This window comes from Pseudomonas serbica (assembly GCF_028823535.1).
Taxonomy (GTDB): Bacteria; Pseudomonadota; Gammaproteobacteria; order Pseudomonadales; family Pseudomonadaceae; genus Aquipseudomonas; species Aquipseudomonas serbica.
In genome coordinates this window covers 418146-440526 of the sequence record NZ_JAQIYM010000004.1, presented here as the reverse complement: position 1 = coordinate 440526, position 22381 = coordinate 418146, and the positions used below count along the sequence as shown (strand labels likewise).

General features: G+C 60.9%; 20 protein-coding genes. 16 read left to right on the top strand and 4 right to left on the bottom strand.

Annotation, left to right across the window (positions count from 1 at the left end):
* Positions 1-461: 461 nt before the first annotated feature.
* From NQL71_RS09030 to NQL71_RS08995, 8 genes are all read left to right on the top strand, one after another.
* A complete protein-coding gene (locus NQL71_RS09030; protein ID WP_046816465.1) occupies positions 462-1139 on the top strand; it encodes a tellurite resistance TerB family protein in 678 nt (225 codons plus the stop codon).
* Positions 1140-1256: 117 nt separating this feature from the next.
* Positions 1257-2879: a methyl-accepting chemotaxis protein gene (locus NQL71_RS09025; RefSeq protein WP_046816466.1), complete on the top strand. Its 1623-nt coding sequence runs from the start codon at positions 1257-1259 to the stop codon at positions 2877-2879.
* Positions 2879-3415: a chemotaxis protein CheW gene (locus NQL71_RS09020; RefSeq protein ID WP_274642532.1), complete on the top strand. Its 537-nt coding sequence runs from the start codon at positions 2879-2881 to the stop codon at positions 3413-3415. The genes NQL71_RS09025 and NQL71_RS09020 overlap by 1 nt, the downstream gene beginning before the upstream one ends.
* The gene (locus NQL71_RS09015; protein ID WP_274642531.1) at positions 3412-4683 is read left to right on the top strand and encodes a CheR family methyltransferase; all 1272 of its coding nucleotides are present in this window, start codon (positions 3412-3414) and stop codon (positions 4681-4683) included. Before NQL71_RS09020 ends, NQL71_RS09015 begins: the two co-directional genes overlap by 4 nt.
* Entirely contained in the window at positions 4680-5363 is a 684-nt protein-coding gene (locus NQL71_RS09010) for a chemotaxis protein CheW (protein WP_046816469.1), read from the top strand. The genes NQL71_RS09015 and NQL71_RS09010 overlap by 4 nt, the downstream gene beginning before the upstream one ends.
* Positions 5360-7639, top strand: coding sequence for a hybrid sensor histidine kinase/response regulator (locus tag NQL71_RS09005; protein ID WP_046816470.1), 2280 nt, complete (start codon positions 5360-5362; stop codon positions 7637-7639). Before NQL71_RS09010 ends, NQL71_RS09005 begins: the two co-directional genes overlap by 4 nt.
* On the top strand, positions 7636-8646 hold the full coding sequence (locus NQL71_RS09000) for a chemotaxis response regulator protein-glutamate methylesterase (RefSeq protein ID WP_046816471.1): 1011 nt from the start codon (positions 7636-7638) through the stop codon (positions 8644-8646). The genes NQL71_RS09005 and NQL71_RS09000 overlap by 4 nt, the downstream gene beginning before the upstream one ends.
* Positions 8647-8692: 46 nt before the next feature.
* Positions 8693-9694, top strand: a complete 1002-nt coding sequence (locus NQL71_RS08995; protein ID WP_274642530.1) for a response regulator — start codon at positions 8693-8695, stop codon at positions 9692-9694.
* Between the two features lie 77 nt (positions 9695-9771).
* On the opposite strand, the gene NQL71_RS08990 is transcribed toward NQL71_RS08995, so the two are convergent.
* Entirely contained in the window at positions 9772-10128 is a 357-nt protein-coding gene (locus NQL71_RS08990; protein WP_274642536.1) for a hypothetical protein, read from the bottom strand.
* A 382-nt stretch (positions 10129-10510) separates the two neighbouring features.
* Here NQL71_RS08990 and prfB point away from each other — a divergent pair.
* The 7 genes from prfB (at position 10511) to NQL71_RS08955 (ending at position 17392) form a co-directional block, all read left to right on the top strand.
* Positions 10511-11606, top strand: a protein-coding gene (prfB, locus tag NQL71_RS08985) for a peptide chain release factor 2 (RefSeq protein WP_109790603.1) whose coding sequence is annotated in 2 segments (ribosomal slippage) — positions 10511-10582 and positions 10584-11606 — 1095 coding nt in all. Because the reading frame shifts where the segments join, the coding sequence is not laid out codon by codon here.
* Positions 11607-11701: 95 nt separating this feature from the next.
* Positions 11702-13204, top strand: coding sequence for a lysine--tRNA ligase (gene lysS / locus NQL71_RS08980; RefSeq protein ID WP_033043263.1), 1503 nt, complete (start codon positions 11702-11704; stop codon positions 13202-13204).
* 98 nt (positions 13205-13302) lie between these two features.
* A complete protein-coding gene (locus NQL71_RS08975; RefSeq protein ID WP_274642529.1) occupies positions 13303-14019 on the top strand; it encodes a TetR/AcrR family transcriptional regulator in 717 nt (238 codons plus the stop codon).
* A gap of 129 nt (positions 14020-14148) precedes the next feature.
* The gene (locus tag NQL71_RS08970) at positions 14149-14703 is read left to right on the top strand and encodes a hypothetical protein (RefSeq protein ID WP_046816476.1); all 555 of its coding nucleotides are present in this window, start codon (positions 14149-14151) and stop codon (positions 14701-14703) included.
* Positions 14704-14735: 32 nt separating this feature from the next.
* Positions 14736-16013 (top strand): flavohemoglobin expression-modulating QEGLA motif protein, encoded by a 1278-nt coding sequence (locus NQL71_RS08965; protein ID WP_046816477.1) that lies wholly within the window; start codon positions 14736-14738, stop codon positions 16011-16013.
* Between the two features lie 138 nt (positions 16014-16151).
* The gene (locus NQL71_RS08960) at positions 16152-17066 is read left to right on the top strand and encodes an alpha/beta hydrolase (protein WP_248687797.1); all 915 of its coding nucleotides are present in this window, start codon (positions 16152-16154) and stop codon (positions 17064-17066) included.
* Positions 17063-17392 carry a PA3694 family proteiin gene (locus tag NQL71_RS08955; RefSeq protein ID WP_046816479.1) on the top strand — a complete coding sequence of 110 codons (330 nt, stop codon included), beginning with the start codon at positions 17063-17065 and terminating at the stop codon, positions 17390-17392. The genes NQL71_RS08960 and NQL71_RS08955 overlap by 4 nt, the downstream gene beginning before the upstream one ends.
* Before the next feature lie 76 nt (positions 17393-17468).
* On the opposite strand, the gene lptF is transcribed toward NQL71_RS08955, so the two are convergent.
* The 3 genes from lptF to NQL71_RS08940 form a co-directional block, all read right to left on the bottom strand.
* Positions 17469-18266 (bottom strand): lipotoxin F family OmpA-related lipoprotein LptF, encoded by a 798-nt coding sequence (gene lptF / locus NQL71_RS08950; protein ID WP_046816480.1) that lies wholly within the window; start codon positions 18264-18266, stop codon positions 17469-17471.
* A gap of 45 nt (positions 18267-18311) precedes the next feature.
* Positions 18312-18719 carry a DUF4398 domain-containing protein gene (locus NQL71_RS08945; RefSeq protein ID WP_046816481.1) on the bottom strand — a complete coding sequence of 136 codons (408 nt, stop codon included), beginning with the start codon at positions 18717-18719 and terminating at the stop codon, positions 18312-18314.
* 273 nt (positions 18720-18992) lie between these two features.
* Complete coding sequence (locus tag NQL71_RS08940; RefSeq protein WP_046816482.1) at positions 18993-19337, bottom strand: hypothetical protein; 345 nt, start codon at positions 19335-19337, stop codon at positions 18993-18995.
* 200 nt (positions 19338-19537) lie between these two features.
* Here NQL71_RS08940 and ppc point away from each other — a divergent pair, with 200 nt between their 5' ends.
* Complete coding sequence (gene ppc / locus NQL71_RS08935) at positions 19538-22168, top strand: phosphoenolpyruvate carboxylase (RefSeq protein ID WP_274642528.1); 2631 nt, start codon at positions 19538-19540, stop codon at positions 22166-22168.
* The last annotated feature ends 213 nt before the right edge of the window (positions 22169-22381 follow it).

Sequence of the window (22381 nt, the reverse complement as noted above, 5' to 3'; positions counted from 1 at the left end):
TTACTTGGCCTGGGGGGAACTTGCCTGGCGTCTGCTCCAATCGGACGAGGTGATATCCATTTCCAGGGAGCGATAGTGGAAGCGCCGTGCAAGGTGTCTGTTACCGGCCAAGTGTTGGCGATGCATGGCTGCCCGAGAGCCGCGCATGGCGGCGGCAGCAGTGCGTCGGGCATGGAGCCGGCAGTGACTGTCAGTTCGCTCGATTCTTCGGCCGTCCCCGCCAGGTTGCAGGTCAATGACGGGCCGCTCCCCCGGCAATACAGGTTGCTGGACGCTGCCTCCAGACCGATCAGTTCGGGAAACTATCGGGTCACCCTGACCTATCCCTGAGCATTATCGCCCCCCGGGAATCTGCCTGCCGGCAACATCCGGAAGCAATCCTGCCGGGAGTCGCCGGGCACTTTCGATCTAGGCTGGTGGCCTTAGTGTCCGGTTGAACCCTTTTTTTTTGGAGGCGGAAAATGATCACCCGTGGATTGCTCGACCAACTGCTCAAGTCTGGTCAGGATTTATTGCAAAAAAAGACCGGTGAGACGCAGAACAAAGGCGCGAGCGGCGGCATCGGCAGCCTGCTCTCCGGTGCTGGCGGCGGTGCCTTGGCCGCCGGGGCCATGGGCCTGCTGCTGGGTAACAAGAAGGCGCGCAAGGTCGGGGGCAAGGTCGCGGTGTATGGCGGTCTCGCCGCATTGGGCGTGTTGGCCTACAAGGCCTATGGCAACTGGCAGGCCCAGCAGGGCACGGCCCCGAGGAATGAACCGCAAACCCTTGATCGCCTGCCGCCTGCGCAAGTAGAGCAGCACAGCCAGGCGATTCTCAAGGCCCTGGTGGCGGCGGCCAAGGCCGACGGTCATATCGACGCGCGCGAACGCGAGCTGATCGAAGGTGAGTTCAGCAAGCTCGACAACGACCAGGCGCTGCAACACTGGCTGCACGCTGAACTGAATAAACCGCTGGACCCCAGCGATGTCGCCCGCGCCGCCAGCACCCCGGAAATGGCGGCCGAGATGTACATCGCCAGCGTGATGCTGGTGGATGAGGAGAGCTTCATGGAGAAGTCCTACCTCGATGAACTGGCGCGGCAGCTCAAGCTGGAACCGGGATTGAAGGCGGAGTTGGAAAAACAGGTTCGCCAAGCCTGAAAAATCGGCCACTTCCATTTTTTTGCCAAGAGATGAGAAGTGGCGCAACCGTCTTATAAATGAAACAGCGCCCTCGGCTATACTCCCCGCATTTCGAAATGCCCCCGAGGATTGACTGTGAAGAACTGGACGTTGCGCCAACGCATTTTGGCGAGCTTTGCGGTAATTGTCGCCATCATGTTGCTGATGGTGGTCGTCTCGTATTCGCGCCTGTTGAAGATCGAGAGCAGCGAAGCCAGCGTTCGTGAGGATGCGCTGCCGGGGTTGTATTACAGTTCGATGGTGCGCGGCGCCTGGTCCGACAGTTATCTGCGGATGCTGGAGATGCTGGGACTGGAGCAGGGGCAGGGCTTTAGCGCCAAGGATGCATCGGACTTCAAGGACTTCTCCGAACGTCTGCAGGAGCAGATGGAGCTTTATCGCGAGACGGTCACGACGGATGAAGACAAGGTCGAGTATGCCGCGTTTGAAAAACACCACGCGGACTACAACCGGATCCTGCTTGCCGTCACCGAGTTGCATAAACGCAATCAGGACGCCGAAGCCATCAGGATGTTCAACGAAGAGTTGACCCCCGCCTGGACGGCCGGTCGCATGAAGCTCAGTGATATCCTGCGCCACAATAAAGCCGTGGCAGACCAGGATGTGGCGGCCATTGACGATGCGGTGATCACCGCCAAGGTCATCATGGGCATTTCCCTGGTGTTTGCCGTGCTGGCCGCCGGCCTCTGTGGCCTGCTGTTGATGCGCGCAATCATGGCGCCGATGAATCGCATCGTGCAAATCCTCGAAATCATGCGCACGGGCGACCTCAGTACGCGCCTGAACCTTGAGCGCAAGGATGAATTCGGTGCCGTGGAAACCGGCTTCAACGACATGATGGCCGAGCTGACTTCCCTGGTGTCCCAGGCCCAGCGCTCGTCGGTGCAAGTGACCACCTCGGTCACCGAGATTGCCGCGACGTCCAAGCAGCAACAGGCCACTGCCACTGAAACGGCCGCCACCACCACCGAAATCGGCGCGACTTCCCGTGAAATCGCCGCCACTTCCCGTGACCTGGTGCGCACCATGACCGAGGTGTCTACCGCAGCCGACCAGGCCTCGGTGGCCGCCGGCTCCGGGCAACAGGGCCTGGCGCGCATGGAAGAGACCATGCATTCGGTGATGGGCGCGGCTGACCTGGTCAACGCCAAGCTGGCGATCCTCAACGAGAAGGCCGGCAACATCAACCAGGTGGTGGTGACCATCGTCAAGGTCGCCGACCAGACCAACCTGTTGTCGCTCAACGCGGCGATCGAGGCCGAGAAGGCCGGCGAATACGGTCGCGGTTTTGCCGTGGTCGCCACCGAAGTGCGGCGCCTGGCGGACCAGACCGCCGTCGCCACCTACGACATCGAACAGATGGTGCGCGAAATTCAATCGGCAGTGTCGGCCGGTGTAATGGGCATGGACAAGTTCTCCGAGGAAGTGCGCCGTGGCATGTTCGAGGTGCAGCAGGTCGGCGAGCAGTTGTCGCAGATCATCCATCAGGTTCAGGCGCTGGCGCCGCGGGTGTTGATGGTCAATGAAGGCATGCAGGCCCAGGCCACCGGCGCCGAGCAGATCAACCACGCGCTGGTGCAATTGGGTGATGCCAGCAGCCAGACCGTTGAGTCCCTGCGCCAGGCCAGTTTCGCCATCGACGAGCTGAGCCAGGTGGCGGTAGGGCTGCGTAGCGGCGTCTCGCGATTCAAAGTCTGATGAGCGAACTCACGGCCAGGCGCACCGTCGTGAAACAGGCGGCGCATGCGTTGTTTCTGGTGTTTCGCATCGGTCACGAGCGTTATGCCTTGCAGGCGACCGAGGTGGCGGAAGTGCTGCCGCGCCTGCCATTGAAGCCGATCGCCCAGGCGCCGCACTGGGTAGCCGGGATATTGGCCTATCGCGGTGCGGTGGTGCCGGTCATCGACCTCAGCGCATTGACTTTTGGTACGCCTGCGCAGGCGCGCACCAGCACGCGACTGGTATTGGTGCACTACCGCGCGGATACAAGCGCCGAGGCACAACTGCTCGGGCTGATCCTGGAGCGGGCCACCGACACTTTGCGTTGCGACCCGGCAGAATTTCAGCCCTATGGCCTGGACAACCCCCAGGCGCCCTACCTGGGGCCCGTGCGTGAGGATGCCCAGGGTTTGTTGCAATGGGTGCGGGTGGCCGATCTGCTGGATGATCAAGTTCGTACGCTGCTGTACCCGACGCCACCGCTGGACCTTTCATTGCTGGAGCCGCGGCGATGAGCAGCGACCAGCGTTTTTTCGATTTCCTCAAGGAGCGCATCGGCCTCGACGTGACGTCTGTCGGTCCGGCGATCATCGAGCGTGCGGTGCGCCAACGCAGCGCTGCATCCCAGGCGCAGACGGCCGACGAATACTGGCGAACCCTGCAGTGTTCAAGCGACGAGCAGCAGGCGCTGATCGAGGCAGTGATTGTTCCCGAGACCTGGTTTTTCCGTTATCCGGAATCCTTCGCCACCCTGGCGAAGCTGGCGAGCAGACGCCTGGCCGACCTCAACAACATGCGCGCCCTGCGGATTCTCAGCCTGCCGTGCTCCACCGGCGAAGAGCCTTATTCGATTGCCATGGCGCTACTGGATGCCGGGCTCAAGCCGCACCAGTTCAAGGTCGACGGCATGGACGTCAGCCCGCTGTCCGTGGACAAGGCGCGGCGTGCGTTGTATGGCAAGAATTCATTTCGCGGTCAGGACATTGCCTTTCGCGACCGCTACTTCATCGCCGAGAACGACGGCTATCGACTCAGCGCCCGGGTGTTGGATCAGGTGAGCCTGCAGGTCGGCAATCTGCTCGATCCGGCCTTGCTGGCCAACGAGCCACCTTTTGACTTCGTGTTCTGCCGCAATCTGCTGATCTACTTTGATCTGGCCACGCAAAAGCAGGTTTTCGAGGTACTCAAGCGTTTGACCCATCTCGATGGCGTGCTGTTTATCGGGCCGGCCGAAGGCAGCCTGCTGGGGCGCCTGGGCATGCGCTCGATCGGCATCGCGCAGTCCTTTGCCTTCAGTCGCCAAAGCGCTCCTGAGCCCGAGCCTCTGCCGACATTCGTACCAACATCCTTGCCGATGCCGCTACCCGTGCGCAGGATCGCCCCGGTGCCGACTCCACGGCGGCCGTTCGCCAGCGTTACGCCGACATCGCATGCGGCCAAACCGAACAATTCCGAGGCTGTCGCGCTGCTGGCGAACGTCGCCGCGCTGGCCAACGAAGGCAAAAGCGCCGAAGCTCGCGCCGCCTGCGATCACTATTTGCGCCACCATGAGCCGGTGGCCCAGGTGTTTTACTGGCTGGGGCTGCTCAGCGATGTCGCCGGCAGTGTCCTCGAAGCCCAGGGTTTTTATCGCAAGGCGTTGTACCTCGAACCGCAACATTCCGATGCGTTGATGCACCTGGCTGCCTTGCTGCAATCCCAGGGCGATACCGTGGGAGCCAGACGATTGCAGGACCGCGCCGCCCGCAGCGAGCGCGCCGCTGACAGTGAGCGTAAACGATGATCGCCTCCGACTCCTTGAACGTCACCCATGCAGATGCCCAGGCCATCGACGATTGCTGGAACCGTATCGGCATCCATGGCGACAAGTCCTGCCCGCTGCTGATCGAACACATCCATTGCCGCAATTGCGCGGTGTATTCGGCGGCCGCAACGCGTCTGCTGGATCGTTACGCGCTGCAACAGGACGACCGCGCGTCAATGTCCGTTGCAGTCGAGAGCGAGGTGCAGACCCGTTCGTTATTGATGTTTCGCCTCGGCGAAGAATGGCTTGGGCTGGCCACACGCTGTCTGGTGGAAGTGGCGCCGTTGCAAGCCATTCACTCCTTGCCCCATCAGCGCTCCCGGGCCTTGCTCGGGGTGGCGAATGTGCGGGGTGCGCTGGTGGCGTGCCTTTCCTTGGTCGAGTTGCTGGGACTCGATAGCGTCAGCAGCGTGCCCAATGGTGTGCGGGTCATGCCGCGGATGCTGATCATTGCCGCCCACGGCGGTCCCGTGGTGGTGCCGGTGGACGAAGTGGACGGGATTCATGCCATCGACGAACGCATCCTCGATGCGGCGTCCCGCTCTGGTGCGCAAGCCAGTGCCAAGTACACCCGTGGTGTGATGCAGTTCAAAGGTCGCAGCCTGCGCTGGCTGGATGAAGAGCAGTTGTTGTCCGCCGTGACCCGGAGCCTCACATGACCCCCGAGCAAATGCGCGACTCCTCTTTGCTGGAACTGTTCAGCCTGGAAGCCGAGGCCCAGACCCAGGTGCTGAGCGCAGGCCTGTTGGCGCTGGAGCGCGATCCGACCCAGGCCGATCATCTCGAATCCTGCATGCGCGCGGCGCATTCGCTCAAAGGCGCGGCTCGAATCGTCGGCGTCGATGCCGGCGTCAGCGTCGCGCATGTCATGGAAGATTGCCTGGTCAGTGCCCAGGAAGGGCGCCTGTACCTGCGCCCGGAACACATCGATGCGTTATTGCAAGGCACCGATTTGCTGATGCGCATCGCGACTCCTAACAGTGTGTCGGGGCCTGCGGAAATCCAAGCCTATGTCGCCTTGATGGGGCGCCTGCTGGATCCGATGGCCGCCGCGGTACCGGACCTGGCACCCACCGCGCCGGTGATGGCAGAACTGCAACTCCAAGCACCCGTGGTGGAAGAGCTGGCGCCGTCCGTCGAGCCGCTGGCGGTTGCGCCGAAACAGAACCGGCGCACCACCGAAAACGGCGAGCGCGTGCTGCGGGTCACGGCTGAGCGCCTGAACAGCCTGCTCGATCTGTCGAGCAAATCCCTGGTGGAAACCCTGCGGCTCAAACCGCACCTGGCCACCATGCAGCGGCTCAAGCGCATGCAGAACAACAGCCTGCGGGCCCTGGAAAACCTAAACCTGCACCTCAAGGACCAGGCCCTGAGCCTCGAAGCCCGGGAAGCCCTTGAAGATGCCCGTCGGCTCTTGGCTGAATCCCAGCAACTGCTGGTGGAAAAAAACGCCGAGCTGGACGAGTTCGCCTGGCAGGCCAGTCAGCGCGCCCAGGTGTTGTACGACACGGCCCTGGCTTGTCGCATGCGGCCGTTTGCCGATGTGTTGAGCGGCCAGGTACGGATGGTCCGTGACCTCGGTCGTAGTCTCGGCAAGCAGGTAAGGCTGGAGATCGAGGGCGAGAAAACCCAGGTCGACCGTGACGTCCTGGAAAAACTCGAAGCGCCCCTGACGCATCTGCTGCGCAACGCCGTGGATCACGGTATCGAGACCCCGGAACAAAGGCTGTTGGTCGGCAAGCCGGAGGAAGGCCTGATCCGTCTGCGCGCCTCCCATCAAGCCGGCTTGCTGGTGCTGGAGTTGAGCGATGACGGTAATGGCGTCGATCTGGAGAAGGTCCGGCGCAGCATCGTCGAGCGCCAGTTGTCCCCGGCCGATACGGCCGCGCAACTGAGTGAAGAGGAGCTGCTGACGTTCCTGTTCCTGCCAGGCTTCAGTCTGCGCGACACAGTCACTGAAGTCTCCGGGCGCGGTGTCGGCCTGGACGCAGTGCAGCACATGGTCCGCCAACTGCGCGGAGCGGTCGTGCTGGAGCAGACGGCAGGTAAAGGCAGTCGCTTCCATCTTGAAGTGCCGCTGACCCTGTCGGTGGTGCGCAGCCTGGTGGTGGAGGTCGGCGGCGAGGCCTATGCCTTCCCGCTGGCCCACATCGAACGCATGTGCGATCTGGAGCCGGCGGATATCGTTCAGGTCGAGGGCCGCCAGCATTTCTGGCACGAAGGCCGGCATGTCGGGCTGGTGGCCGCCAGTCAATTGTTGCAGCGTCCGGCGAACCAGGTGGCTCAGCAAACCTTGAAAGTCGTGGTGATCCGTGAGCGCGATACGATCTATGGCGTCGCGGTCGAGCGCTTTATCGGTGAGCGTACATTGGTGGTGCTGCCCCTGGATGAGCGTCTGGGCAAGATCCAGGACATCTCGGCCGGCGCCTTGCTCGACGACGGTTCGGTGGTGTTGATCGTCGACGTCGAGGACATGCTGCGTTCGGTGGACAAACTGCTTAACACCGGGCGCCTGGAGCGCATCGCGCGCCAAGGCAGTCAGGCGGTCGAAGCGGCCCGCAAGCGGATCCTGGTGGTCGACGACTCCCTGACCGTGCGTGAGCTGCAGCGCAAACTGCTGCTCAATCGAGGGTATGACGTGGCCGTGGCGGTCGATGGCATGGATGGCTGGAATGCCTTGCGTTCGGAGGATTTCGATCTGCTGATCACCGACATCGACATGCCGCGCATGGACGGCATCGAGCTGGTGTCGTTGTTGCGCCGGGACAACCGCCTGCAATCGCTGCCGGTGATGGTGGTGTCCTACAAGGACCGTGAAGAAGACCGTCGTCGTGGACTGGACGCCGGGGCCGACTATTATCTAGCCAAGGCCAGCTTTCACGACGACGCCCTGCTCGATGCGGTGGTTGAGCTCATTGGAGGAGCACGGGCATGAAAATCGCAATCGTCAACGACATGCCCATGGCCGTGGAGGCCTTGCGCCGGGCATTGGCCTTCGAGCCGGCGCACCAGGTGATCTGGGTGGCGGGCGATGGCCGGGAGGCCGTGCAAAAGTGTGCCGAACACACGCCCGACCTGATCCTGATGGACCTGATCATGCCGGTGATGGACGGCGTGGAAGCCACCCGGCGCATCATGGCCCAAACGCCCTGCGCGATCGTCATCGTCACCGTCGATCGCCAGCAGAACGTGCATCGGGTGTTCGAGGCCATGGGCCATGGCGCCCTGGATGTAGTCGACACGCCGGCCCTCGGCGCGGGCAATCCCCAGGAAGCGGCGGCCCCACTGTTGCGCAAGATCATGAACATCGGCTGGCTGATCGGCGACAAGGGCAATCGGGAGCGACCGGCCCCGAGTCCCGCGCGCAGTTGCGGCCCACGCCAGAGCCTGATCGCCATCGGTTCATCCGCTGGCGGGCCGGCGGCCTTGGAAATCCTGCTCAAAGGCCTGCCCCGGGACTTTTCCCCGGCCATCGTGCTGGTGCAACACGTCGACCAGGTATTCGCCGCCGGCATGGCCGAATGGCTCGGCAGCGCCAGCGGCCTGAACGTACGCCTGGCCCAGGAGGGCGAGCCGCCGCAAAGCGGCACCGTGCTGCTGGCGGGCACCAATCACCATATCCGGTTGTTGAAAAACGGCACGCTGGCCTACACGGCTGAGCCGGTCAACGAGATCTACCGTCCCTCTATCGATGTGTTTTTCGAGAGCGTGGCCAGTTACTGGAATGGCGACGCGGTTGGCGTTTTGTTGACCGGCATGGGGCGAGATGGGGCGCAAGGGCTTAAACTCATGCGCCAGCAGGGCTACCTGACCATCGCGCAGGACCAGCAGAGCAGTGCGGTGTACGGCATGCCCAAGGCGGCTGCGGCCATCGATGCCGCCGTGGAAATACGCCCGCTGGAAAAGATAGCGCCTCGTTTGCTGGAGCTTTTTCCCAAATGACCCTCTCAACAGCAATCCTGGCCCAAGTAGTTTCAGGTGAACGCACATGAATGATTTACAGCTCGACGACTTCAAGACTGACGAAAATGCCGCCATGGTGCTGTTGGTGGACGATCAGGCCATGATCGGCGAGGCAGTACGACGCGGGTTGGCGAACGAAGAAAACATCGACTTCCACTTCTGCGCCGACCCGCACCAGGCCATTGCCCATGCCGTGCGCATCAAGCCGACAGTGATCCTGCAGGATCTGGTCATGCCTGGGCTCGACGGCCTGAGCCTGGTGCGCGAATACCGCAAACACCCGGCGACCAAGGACATTCCGATCATCGTCCTGTCGACCAAGGAAGACCCGCTGATCAAGAGCGCGGCGTTCGCAGCCGGGGCCAACGACTATCTGGTCAAGCTGCCGGACAACATCGAGCTGGTCGCGCGCATCCGCTATCACTCGCGTTCCTACATGACGCTGCTGCAGCGGGATGCGGCGTACCGCGCCTTGCGGGTCAGCCAGCAGCAGTTGCTCGACACCAACCTGGTACTGCAACGACTGATGAACTCCGACGGCCTGACCGGGCTGTCGAATCGTCGGCATTTCGATGAATACCTGGAGCTGGAATGGCGCCGCTCGATACGCGAGCAGAGCCAGTTGTCGTTGCTGATGATCGATGTGGACTACTTCAAGACCTACAACGACACCTTCGGCCACCTGGAAGGCGACGAAGCCCTGCGCCAGGTCGCCGCAGCCATCCGTGACGCCAGCGCCCGACCTTCCGACCTGCCGGCCCGTTATGGCGGCGAAGAGTTCGCCCTGGTACTGCCCAATACCTCGCAGGGTGGGGCGCGGCTGGTGGCGGAAAAACTGCGCATGACCGTGGCCGCGCTGAAGATCCCGCATATCGCCCCAACAGAAGGATCGAGCCTGACCATCAGCATCGGCCTGTCGACCATCACCCCGACGGCAGGCAGCAATTGCCGCGAACTGATCTCGGCGGCGGACAAGGGGTTGTACCTGGCGAAGCACAATGGGCGGAATCAGGTGGGGATTGAATAATAGGTGGGGATTTTGGATGTCGGACAGGTTCTTGGTTTGCGGAAGATAAGAATCTGTCAGTTATTCAGTTGAGGTCATCAAAGGGCTACTGTCGCAATGAGCCCGGCTGCTCCCAGAGAAAATCCTATGATCGCGCCACGACCTGGCAGCTCTTTCAACATCGCATATATGACGATGGGTTCTAATATGAGGAGCAATGTCAGGGAGGCGACCGTTACCACCCATATATTGCCGGTGCCTTGGTATCCCAGCCAGTACGCTAGTACGAGGCTGATACCTGCAATGCAGATAAGCGTTATCGGTTTGAGGAACATTAATGGTGTTTCGAATGGATGGCCGGGAAGTTTTGATGCATATACTTCACTGTAAATTGTCAGGATTTCTCCAAAGATCATAAGTGTCAGCGACATCGCTAGGTAAGATTGAGACTTCATATTGATCTGAGTTGTCCGGGGGGTGATTTTAAAAAGCATTCCTTGATTTGTGACTTTGGTACTACTTGGTCTATGTGTTTATAGTGGCCGGGAGGGGGCTAAGCAATCCATAACTTAGTAGGAATGTTCTTGTTGTTTTATGGGGGATTTCCTACAGGTTTTTCGAGGTGCATCTTTTGGCGAAAAGCTTTCACGACGCAGGAGAAGCTCACTGGGTTGAGGAATTCGCTCGGTTCGCGCCGAGAGGCTCAGCTATGCCCAGGAACAGGAGTTTTCGGAATTCATCTGATTTCCACTCATAGCCGCCAGGCGGGCTGCCGTGGCAGCCTGATTACGGTATACTCGCCGGCTTTCAAAAGTTCGCCAACGAGTGCTGCCCGCCATGGAAATCAACCCGATCCTTAACACCATCAAGGACCTGTCCGAGCGCTCCGAAACCATTCGGGGGTATCTTTGACTACGATCAAAAGCATGAGCGTCTGACCGAGGTCAATCGCGAGCTTGAAGATCCGAGTGTCTGGAACAAGCCTGAATACGCCCAGGAGCTGGGTCGCGAGCGCGCTGCGCTGGCGCAGATCGTCGATACCCTGGACGAATTGAACACCGGTCTGGCCGATTGCCGCGACCTGCTGGACATGGCCGTCGAAGAGAACGACGAAGGCGCCGTAGGCGATGTCGTCGCCGAGCTGGCCCGTCTCGAGGAAAGTCTGGCCAAGCTGGAATTCCGCCGCATGTTCAGCCACGAAATGGACCCGAACAACGCGTACCTGGACATCCAGGCCGGTTCCGGTGGCACCGAAGCCCAGGACTGGGCCAACATCCTGTTGCGCATGTACCTGCGCTGGGCCGACAAACGCGGTTTCGACGCGACCATCATGGAACTGTCGGCCGGTGAAGTCGCCGGGATCAAGGGCGCCACCGTGCACATCAAGGGCGAATACGCCTTTGGCTGGCTGCGTACCGAAATCGGCGTGCACCGCCTGGTGCGAAAAAGCCCGTTCGACTCCGGCAACCGTCGCCACACCTCGTTTTCCGCTGTGTTCGTCTCGCCAGAGATCGATGACAAGGTGGAAATCGAGATCAACCCGGCAGACCTGCGGATCGACACCTATCGTTCCTCCGGTGCCGGTGGTCAGCACGTAAACACCACCGACTCGGCCGTACGTATCACCCACGTACCGACCAATACCGTGGTCAGCTGCCAGAACGAACGTTCCCAGCACGCCAACAAGGACACCGCCATGAAAATGCTGCGGGCCAAGTTGTACGAGCAGGAAATGCAGAAGCGCAACGCGGCGTCCCAGGCGCTGGAAGACACCAAGTCCGATATCGGCTGGGGTCACCAGATCCGTTCGTACGTGCTTGATGCCTCGCGTATCAAGGACCTGCGCACCAACATCGAACGCAGCGACTGCGACAAGGTACTCGACGGCGATATCGACGAATATTTGGAAGCCAGCCTGAAATCCGGGCTGTAAGTCACTGACACACCGCGATGCCCTGTAGGAGCCGGCTTGCCGGCGATCCCCGGCCGTAGGCCGGGGAAAACGAACCAGATGGAATATTTAAAGACATGAGCGACCTAGAACTCGACCCGCAAGCCCTGCAACAGGAAGAAAACTCCCTGATCGCCCTGCGCAAGGAAAAGCTTGCTGCCGAGCGCGCCAAGGGCAATGCCTTCCCGAACGACTTCCGCCGCGAAAACTACTGCAATGACTTGCAGAAACAGTACGCGGACAAGACCAAGGAAGAGCTGGCAGAGGCTGCAATCCCGGTCAAGGTTGCCGGTCGCATCATGCTCAACCGTGGCTCGTTCATGGTGATCCAGGACATGACCGGTCGCATCCAGGTCTACGTCAACCGCAAGACCCTGTCCGAAGACACCCTGGCCGCGGTGAAAACCTGGGACATGGGCGACATCATCGCAGCCGAAGGCACCCTGGCCCGTTCCGGCAAGGGCGACCTGTACGTTGAAATGACCAACGTGCGCCTGCTGACCAAATCCCTGCGCCCGCTGCCGGACAAGCACCACGGCCTGACCGACACCGAGCAGCGCTATCGCCAGCGTTACGTTGACCTGATCGTCAACGAAGACGTGCGCCAGACGTTCCGCGTGCGTTCGCAAGTCATCGCCCACATCCGCAGCTTCCTGATGAAGCGTGACTTCCTGGAAGTGGAAACGCCGATGCTGCAGACCATCCCGGGTGGCGCGGCAGCCAAGCCGTTCGAAACCCACCACAACGCGCTGGACATGGAAATGTTCCTGCGTATCGCGCCAGAGCTGTACCTCAAGCGCTTGGTGGTTGGCGGTTTCGAGAAAGTGTTCGAGATCAACCGCAACTTCCGTAACGAAGGCGTTTCGACTCGTCACAACCCTGAATTCACCATGTTGGAGTTCTACCAGGCCTACGCCGACTACGAAGACAACATGGACCTGACCGAAGAACTGTTCCGTGAACTGGCACAGCTGGTCCTGGGCAGCACCGACGTGCCGTACGGCGACAAGGTGTTCCACTTCGGCGAACCGTTCGTGCGCCTGTCGGTCTTCGACTCGATCCTCAAGTACAACCCTGAGCTGACCGCCGACGACCTGAACGACATCGACAAGGCACGCGCTATCGCCAAGAAGGCCGGCGCCAAGGTGCTGGGCTTCGAAGGCCTGGGCAAACTGCAGGTGATGATTTTCGAAGAGCTGGTCGAGCACAAGCTGGAGCAGCCACACTTCATCACCCAGTATCCGTTCGAAGTATCGCCGCTGGCCCGTCGCAACGACGAGAACCCGAACGTCACCGACCGCTTCGAGCTGTTCATCGGTGGTCGTGAAATCGCCAACGCCTACTCCGAGTTGAACGACGCGGAAGACCAGGCCGAGCGTTTCATGGCCCAGGTGGCCGACAAGGACGCGGGCGACGACGAAGCCATGCATTACGACGCCGACTTCGTTCGCGCGCTGGAGTACGGCATGCCGCCGACGGCGGGCGAAGGCATCGGCATCGACCGCCTGGTGATGCTGCTGACCAACTCCCCGTCGATCCGCGACGTGATCCTGTTCCCGCACATGCGGCCACAAGCGTAAGTGTTTCAATTAAAAAGCCGCCTTTGAGGCGGCTTTTTATTGCCTGTCTGGTACAAACGTATCAACTTGTTAGTTTCATCTGAGAGGAAAGACCTGTCGTGAATCGTGCAATAGCTCAAGAAGGTGCAGCGGGTATCGCCACTGCGGTCGCTGAAAGTGTTCAGTACCAGGGCCGCAAGGCCAGCCGACAGGGCAGCGAGCAGCGTCGACAGGACATTCTCGATGCCGCGATGCGCATCGTCGTGCGTGATGGCGTACGGGCCGTGCGCCATCGTGCAGTGGCTGCCGAGGCTCAAGTGCCGTTATCGGCGACCACTTACTACTTCAAGGATATCGATGACCTGCTCACCGATACCTTCGCCCAATACGTGGAGCGCAGCGCGGCCTACATGGCCAAGCTGTGGGTGAACAACGAGGGCCTGCTGCGCGATATGATCGCCAGCGGCGACGGCAGTCCACAGGCGCGTTCAAAGCTGGCGGACGATATTGCACGGTTGATGACAGAGTATGTTCATCGGCAGCTGGTGACCCGTCGTGAGCATTTGATGGCCGAGCAGGCGTTCCGCCAGGAAGCGCTGTTGAACCCGCGCCTGGCCGAGTTGGTGCGCTCCCATCAACAGATCCTGCTGCAGGGTTCCTGCCAGCTTTTCCAGGTGCTGGGCTCCCGCGAACCGCAACAGGATGCCAAAGTGTTGACGGCGATAATCGGACGGATGGAATATCAGGGCCTGCTCAACGACGCCGAACCGGTCGCCGAAGAGGAAATGCTCGGTATCCTGACGCGTTACATGCATTTAGTGCTGGCGTCGGTTTAATCCCTTGTGGGAGCGGGCTTGCTCGCGAATGCGGTTGCACAATCAACGTCTATGTCGACTGAAACTGCGCATTCGCGAGCAAGCCCGCTCCCACATTAGGTAGGCGTGCGTTCCAAAAGGGAGTGTTGAATGAGAGTCTGGCGCGTCGTAGTGGTCGCCTTGTCGTTCCTGTTGCTCAGTGGCTGCCTGGTGACCTTCAAGGAGCCGCTGCCTACGCGCGAGCCTGTGCCCAAGGGCTTGCTTGGCAAATGGACCAGCACCAATGCCTGGGGTGAGCCGGTCAACCTGGAGCTGACGCGCATCGGCAACAATCGCTATCAGGCCGTGAGTTACTTCAAGGCCAAACCAAAGGAGCGCGAAGCCTATCCTTTCACCGTGTCACGCCACGGCAGCCGCTGGTATCTATCGGCGAAAGTACCGGCGAAGTTCGGCGGGCATTTCACCATCGGCGGGTTTGAACTCACCGACCAGCATGAACTGGTGGTGTATAACCTCGACCTTGAACAGATCAACCAGGCTCTGGGACAGAAGGCCTTGAGCGGCGAGAGCTTCCAGACCGACGACGGCGATGGCGTGTTGATCAACAGCCCCGTGGACCAAGTGTCCGCCTACCTCGACGACCCGGCCAATTCCGATGTGTTCGTCGAAGTGGTGCGTTACCAGCGCCAGGTCAAAGCCAAGTAACCCAGCACAGCAGATTTCTACAGGAGTTTCGGGTGGACGATTACCAGCAGTCGATACGCATTTTGTCCGATCGCATTGTGCTGGCGCAGACGCCGATTCGCGTCCTCGATGCGGTCAAATGGGACGACAGCATCCGCAAGGGCTTCCTCAAGGCCAAGGGCAAGGAGATGCCGGCGGTGGACCGCGACTACTACCTCAACCGTCCGTTGGCCTTCGATTCCAGCAAGGTGAAGCTGGAATTCCAGAACATCGAGCGCGACATCACCCGCCAGCTTGGCCAGTTCAACCCGGTCGGGCAGATCATGCGCCGCATGTGCAAGGAATACCGCATGGTGGTGCGCATGCTCGAAGCGCGCGGCACCGAGGATTTCGGCCTGATTTCCCAGGAGTTGTACGGCGCTGCGTCCGATGCGTTCCACGCTGGCGACCCGACGCTGTCCGACCTGGGCATGATGCTGTCCGAATACCTGAACAACATCGACGGTCGTGGCGATCTGAAAGATGAACCGAAGACGCTGACGGCCAAGGATGCCGTCGACCTGTTGCAGCATCGCTTGAACAAGGTGTTTGGCGAGGCAGAGGAAACCATCCGGGTGTTCGAGTCCGACGGGATCGTCGCCGATGCGGCAGCCGGCGCCGACTACATCAAGATCCGCTCCGATGCGATGTTCAACCAGCGCGATGTGCGCGCCCTGGAAGTCCACGAAGGGCTGGTGCACGTCGGCACCACCCTCAACGGCCTGAACCAGCCGATCTGCACCTTCCTGGCCAAAGGTCCACCCTCGTCAACGGTGACCCAGGAAGGCCTGGCGATCCTGATGGAAATCATCACCTTCGCCTCGTACCCGAGTCGCCTGCGCAAACTGACCAACCGCACGCGGGCGATTCACATGGTGGAGGAGGGCGCCGACTTCCTGCAGGTGTTCGAGTTCTTCCGCGAACAGGGTTTCGAAATGCCCGAGAGCTACAGCAACGCCAGTCGCGTTTTCCGTGGCTCGGTGCCGACAGGTCTGCCCTTTACCAAAGACTTGTCCTACCTCAAGGGCTTTATCATGATTTACAACTACATTCAGCTGGCGGTGCGCAAAGGCAAGCTGGAGCAGATACCGCTGCTGTTCTGTGGCAAGACCACCCTGGAAGACATGCGCACCTTGCGCCTGTTGGTGGACGAGGGGCTGGTGGTGCCGCCCAAGTACCTGCCGGAACAGTTTCGCGACATGAACGCGTTGTCGGCGTGGATGTGCTTCTCCAACTTCCTCAACCACCTGAGCCTGGACCGGATCGAGGCGGATTACTCCAATATCCTGTAATCACGACAACTTCTGTAGGAGCTGGCTTGCCAGCGAAGAACGATAACGCGGTGCGGCAGGTAAACCGCGTTACGGCGTTCGCTGGCAAGCCAGCTCCTGCAGGGTCAGATATTCACATATATCGCGAGGTTTCAACGGATGAGAATCCTCGGCATCTTCTGCCTTCTCCTGGTCCTCAGCGGCTGCAGTTCCTTGCTGTTCTACCCCGAACCCGGCCAGCTGTTCACCCCGGAAAAAGCCAAGCTCGAATACCGCGAGGTCACCCTGACCACCGCCGACGGTCTCAAGCTGAACGCCTGGTGGCTGCCGGCGAAAAAGGGGGTCGAGGTCAAAGGCACCGTCCTGCACCTGCACGGCAACGGCGGCAACCTGCCCATGCACCTGGGCGGGAGCTGGTGGTTGCCCAAGGAGGGTTACCAGGTACTGCTGGTGGACTATCGCGGCTATGGTTTATCCGAGGGCGAGCCGAGCCTGCCGGCGATCTACCAGGACATCGACGCCGCGTTCAAATGGCTCGACCAGGCCCCCGAGGTCAAGGGCAAGCCACTGATCCTGCTCGGCCAAAGCCTCGGTGGGTCGATGGCCGTCCACTACCTGGTGCAACACCCCGAGCGGCAAAAGCAGCTCAAGGCCCTTGTGCTCGATGGCGTGCCCGCCAGTTACCGTAGCGTCGGCCGCTATGCGCTGAGCAATTCATGGGTGTTCTGGGCGTTCCAGGTGCCGCTGTCCTGGTTGGTGCCCGATGGCGACAGCGCGATCAACTCCATGGCGCAACTCAATGGTGTGCCGAAACTGATCTACCACAGCATCGACGATCCGCTCGTGCCTCTTTCCAACGGGATCCGACTGTATCAAGCTGCGCCGCCGCCGAGGGTGCTGCAATTGACCCGTGGCGGTCATGTGCAGACATTCGCCGACCCGGTCTGGCGCAAGGTCATGTTGCGTTATCTCGATGACCCGCAGCATTTCAACGGCCTGCGCCGCCTGGGTGAAATCCCCAATTACCCGGCGCCACCAAATTCAGAAAATGAACCATCAGAGAGCCCGCAATGAGTGAAGAACGCAACGCCATCCCGCTGATCATCACCGGTATCTGCAGCATCCTCGGCACCGTCGCCGCCCTGTGGTGGTACGGCTACCTGCACTTCGCCAAGCCAGAGGATGCGTTGCTGCTCAACGAATTCACCATGCTCAAGACCGTGCCGGGCGAAGACTACAAAGTCTCCCTGGAGCCGGCGGCGCAGGTGGCGCAGTGCATCGATGGTGTGCTGGTATTGTTCGATACCGAGCAGAAAGGATTGACCGGCGTGTTGATCAACAACAAGAAAAAGGCCGTGCGTTGCATGGGGCAGGAAACGCCGCAGAAGCTGGAGCAGTAAACACAAATAAAATGTGGGAGCGGCGGTGCGACGATTCGACTTGCTCGCTCCCACATTGGTTTTGCGTTATTGCCAATTATTGGGTGTTGGCACTCACCGCCGAACGTGGAATCACCGGCTGGTTGTCATTGGAAATGGTCACTTCCACCCGACGGTTCTGGGCCCGGCCCGAGACGCTGGTGTTATCCGCTACGGGATACTCCTTGCCATAGCCCTGGGCGACGATGCGGGTCGGATCGACGCCCATCTTCACCAGCGCCGTGCGCACGGAGCTGGCGCGACGTTCCGACAGTGACTGGTTATGCGAGGTGGTACCGGTGCTGTCGGTGTAGCCCTCGACAATCACTTTGCGATCCGGATTGTCCCGCAGGTACTGCGCCAATTTGTTGATGTTCACCAGACCATTGGATTTCAGCTCGGCCTTGTCGGTGGCGAACAGCACATCACCGAAGGTCACCAGCGTGCCGCGATCGGTCTGCTTGGCGTTGAGGCTGTCCTGCAACTGCTTGATCTGCTGGTCGCGGGCGTCCAGGCGGGCCTGGGCCCGTTGCGCGGAAGCATTTTTCAGGTTGGCTTCGGCGGTACGCAGAGCGATGGTCTGTTTCGCCACTTCGACGCGCTGATTGGTCAGGTAGGCCAACTGATCGACCTTGGCCGCATCTTCCTTGTCCAGATAGGCTTTATCGGCCTTGTCCAGATAATCACTGGCTTCCTTGGTTTCCAGCGCCGCGACTTTGCTCGCCTGCGGGTTGGCCTGCAGCCCTGAATAATTGGTGCGGGCCTGTTCAAGGCTAGGGTTCGGTGGCGTGGAGCACGCAGCCAGGGCGACGCTTGCGGCCAGCAGGGCAGGGATCATCATGTGTTTGCAATTCATGGTTTAGTCCTTTCAATCGATTAAGAAATACGTCGCGCCGCGCCGTTACTGAACGGTGCGCTGGCTTTCCTGACGCAGTTCCTGAACCCCTTTCTGAGAGTCCTTCACAGACTGTTCGGCTTTCATCGCCTGGGCTTTGCGCTCGGCTACGCGAGCGTCCCACTCAGCCTGTTCGGCCAGGGTCCTGGCTTGATCGTACTGCTTGTCGTGCATGGCAATTTCGGCTTGCTTGAGCTTGTCCTGTGCAGCTTTCATTTCCACGGCGGCGAATTCGGTACCGCCGGCGCTGACGGCGCTGTTGACCGCTGACTCGGTGACGGCGAATTGCTCGGTAGGCGGGTTACCGGCGCAACCGGCCAGTACGAGACTGCCACCGATCGCCAGTGCCGCCATTTTCAGACCGTGCAGGGAAGAGGATTTGCCAGTTCGGGTTTTCATTGATTTCAACTCCATTGGGCTAACTCCTGAGCAACGTGAACATCCATCCTGGGCAAGGAGCCGAAAGCTACCGTTTTGGGGGCGTTTTGATACGGCCGTCCCAGGCGTGGTTACTGGGTTGACCCGAGGCGTTTTTTGAAAGTTCAGAGAAATTAGCCTGCTACCGAAAAAAACTTCGACGAAGTGGGCGGGGCTCTATACCGAGGATTGTGGCGATAAGCATGCATGTTCACGCCCCTCGAAGGGGGCGCGAACAGCGTTTTTCAGAAGGGAAGATAGGGGAAAAAATCAGTGTTTCTGTTTGTCGCCCCCGGCCGACAAATCGTGCAGATGACGACGGGACAAGGCGAGAAAACGTGGGGTCGGGCCGATGTCTTCGTACAGCGGGTCGCCTTCTTCGTCAGTGGCTACCACGGTCGTACCTTTCACATAGGGAAAGCTTTTTTCCAGTTCTTCCAGGGCAGCCCCGATCAGTTCGCCCAACAGTTCTTCGGGATGCCGCTTGGGGTACATCTCGATGATCGCCGCAAGCCGTGCGGCAGCCTCCACGTCCAGATGAATCGAATAGCCTGTGTCGGTCAGGCGACCTTTGGCGTTTTCTTCCCAGTGGTTGGCAAGCTCGCGGATTTTCATAATGACCTCATTGCGCTCCTGCTCATTGCAGGCGGGGAATGTCCGGCAGGCGCCGGCGACAGCCGTTGTACGGCGTACTGTTGAGACTAGCTTCAACGCCAAAGGTTTACAGGCCCTTCGTCGTCTTGCTTGTAAGAACCGGTCTGGAGCGGCACTCTTAAGGTTCCTGGTCGACCGGATTTTTCGCTGGAGAACTGTTGATGACCGATATTGATGCACGCTTGCGCGAAGACGTTCACCTGCTGGGTGAGTTGTTGGGCAACACCATTCGTGAACAGTACGGGGACGGCTTTCTCGACAAGATCGAACAGATCCGCAAGGGCGCCAAGGCTGACCGTCGCGGCTCCATGGATGCCGAACTGAGCGCCAGCCTCAACCAGTTGACGGAAGACGAATTGCTCCCGGTGGCGCGGGCCTTCAACCAGTTTCTCAACCTGGCCAACATCGCCGAGCAGTACCAGCTGATCCACCGTCGCGAAGAGTCCCAGCCGGCACCATTCGAGGCGCGGGTATTGCCGGAGCTGCTCGCCCGCCTGCGCGCCGAAGGTCATGGCGCCGAGTCCCTGGCCCGGCAACTGGGTCGACTTGAAATCGAGCTGGTGCTGACCGCACACCCGACCGAAGTCGCGCGCCGTACGTTGATTCAGAAATACGACGCCATCGCCGCGCAACTGGCAGCCCTGGACCATCGCGACCTGACCAGCGCCGAGCGTGAGCAGATCAAGTCGAGGTTACAGCGCCTGATCGCCGAAGCCTGGCACACCGAAGAAATCCGCCGCACGCGGCCGACGCCCGTCGACGAAGCCAAATGGGGCTTCGCGGTGATCGAACACTCGCTGTGGCAAGCGATCCCCAATTACCTGCGTAAGGCCGACCAGGCCCTGCACGCCGCCACCGGCCTGCGCTTGCCTCTGGAAGCCGCACCGATTCGCTTTGCCTCGTGGATGGGCGGCGACCGCGACGGCAACCCGAACGTGACGGCGGCGGTGACCCGTGAAGTGCTGTTGCTGGCGCGCTGGATGGCGGCTGACTTGTACCTGCGCGATGTCGATCACCTGGCGGCCGAGTTGTCGATGCAGCAGGCCAGTGAAGAATTGAAGGCCAAGGCAGGCGACAGCGCCGAACCCTACCGCGCGGTGCTCAAACAGCTGCGCGAACGCCTGCGCGCGACCAGAAACTGGGCGCACACCGCGTTGTCGACGCCGACGCCGGCACCCGCCGATGTGCTGCAGAACAATCGCGACCTGCTCGACCCGCTGGAGCTGTGCTATCACTCGCTGCATGAGTGCGGCATGGGCGTGATCGCCGACGGTCCGTTGCTCGATTGCCTGCGCCGGGCCGTGACGTTCGGCCTGTTCCTGGTGCGCCTCGATGTGCGCCAGGACTCGTCGCGCCATACCGCGGCGATGACCGAAATCACCGATTATCTTGGCTTGGGTCGCTATGAAGACTGGAGCGAAGAAGAGCGCATCAGCTTCCTGACGCGCGAACAGAGTAACCGTCGGCCCTTGCTGCCGGCCCACTACACGCCCTCGGCCGACACCGCCGAAGTGCTGGCGACATGCCGGGAAATCGCCGCCGCGCCAGGGGCGTCGCTGGGCTCGTACGTGATCTCCATGGCCGGTGCCGCTTCCGATGTGCTCGCGGTGCAGCTGTTGCTCAAAGAGTCCGGCGTGTTGCGGCCGATGCGCGTGGTGCCGCTGTTCGAAACCCTCGCCGACCTCGACAACGCGGGCCCGGTGATCGAGAAGTTGTTGTTGCTGCCGGGCTATCGCTCGCGCCTGCAAGGACCGCAGGAGGTGATGATCGGTTATTCCGACTCGGCCAAGGACGCAGGGACCACGGCGGCGGCCTGGGCGCAGTACCGGGCGCAGGAGCGGCTGGTGGATATCTGCCGCGAACAACAAGTGGAACTGCTGTTGTTCCATGGTCGCGGTGGCACCGTGGGGCGTGGCGGCGGCCCGGCCCACGCGGCGATCCTGTCGCAGCCGCCGGGTTCGGTCGCCGGACGCTTCCGCACCACCGAGCAGGGAGAAATGATTCGTTTCAAGTTTGGCCTGCCGGACATCGCCGAGCAAAACCTCAATCTGTACCTGGCCGCGGTACTCGAAGCGACCCTGCTGCCGCCGCCACCGCCAACGCCTGAGTGGCGCCACTTGATGGACGAACTGGCCGCCGACGGCGTCAGCGCCTACCGCGCCGTGGTGCGGGAAAATCCGCAGTTCGTGGAGTATTTCCGCCAATCCACCCCGGAACAGGAACTGGGGCGCCTGCCGTTGGGCAGTCGTCCGGCCAAGCGACGTGCCGGCGGGATCGAAAGCCTGCGGGCCATCCCGTGGATCTTCGGCTGGACCCAGACCCGGCTGATGCTGCCGGCCTGGCTGGGCTGGGAAGCGGCACTGAGCAAGGCGCTGGAGCGCGGTGAAGGCGAACTGCTTGCGCAGATGCGCGAGCAATGGCCGTTCTTCCGCACTCGCATCGACATGCTGGAGATGGTCCTGGCCAAGGCCGACGCGGATATAGCCCGGTCCTACGACGAGCGATTGGTCGAACCGGACTTGCTGCCATTGGGTGCGCACTTACGCGACCTATTGTCGCAGGCGTGCGCCATCGTTCTCGGGCTGACCGGCCAGTCACAGCTGATGGCACATAGCCCAGCCACCCTTGAATTCATCCGTTTGCGCAACACTTACCTCGACCCGCTTCATCTATTGCAGGCCGAGTTGCTGGCACGATCGCGGCAACCGGATGTGGCACAGGACAGCCCGGTAGAACAGGCGTTACTGGTGTCTGTGGCGGGGATTGCCGCCGGTTTGCGCAATACCGGCTAAGGTTTTTTGCCAGGGGTTGGAGCATCCGGCGCGGGCGTCGGATGCGGCTCGATGGCGGGTGCAAAAGTGCTGCCAGGCGACAGTTAATGATGGGGTTGCGACTTGGGGAACCGGGTTGCGGGGTCATGACAGACAGCGGTTTCTCCGACTTTTGGCGGCTTGTGTGGGCGCAGCCTGCTGTGTATCTTGAGCAGCCTTTGGCCGTTTGGGCGG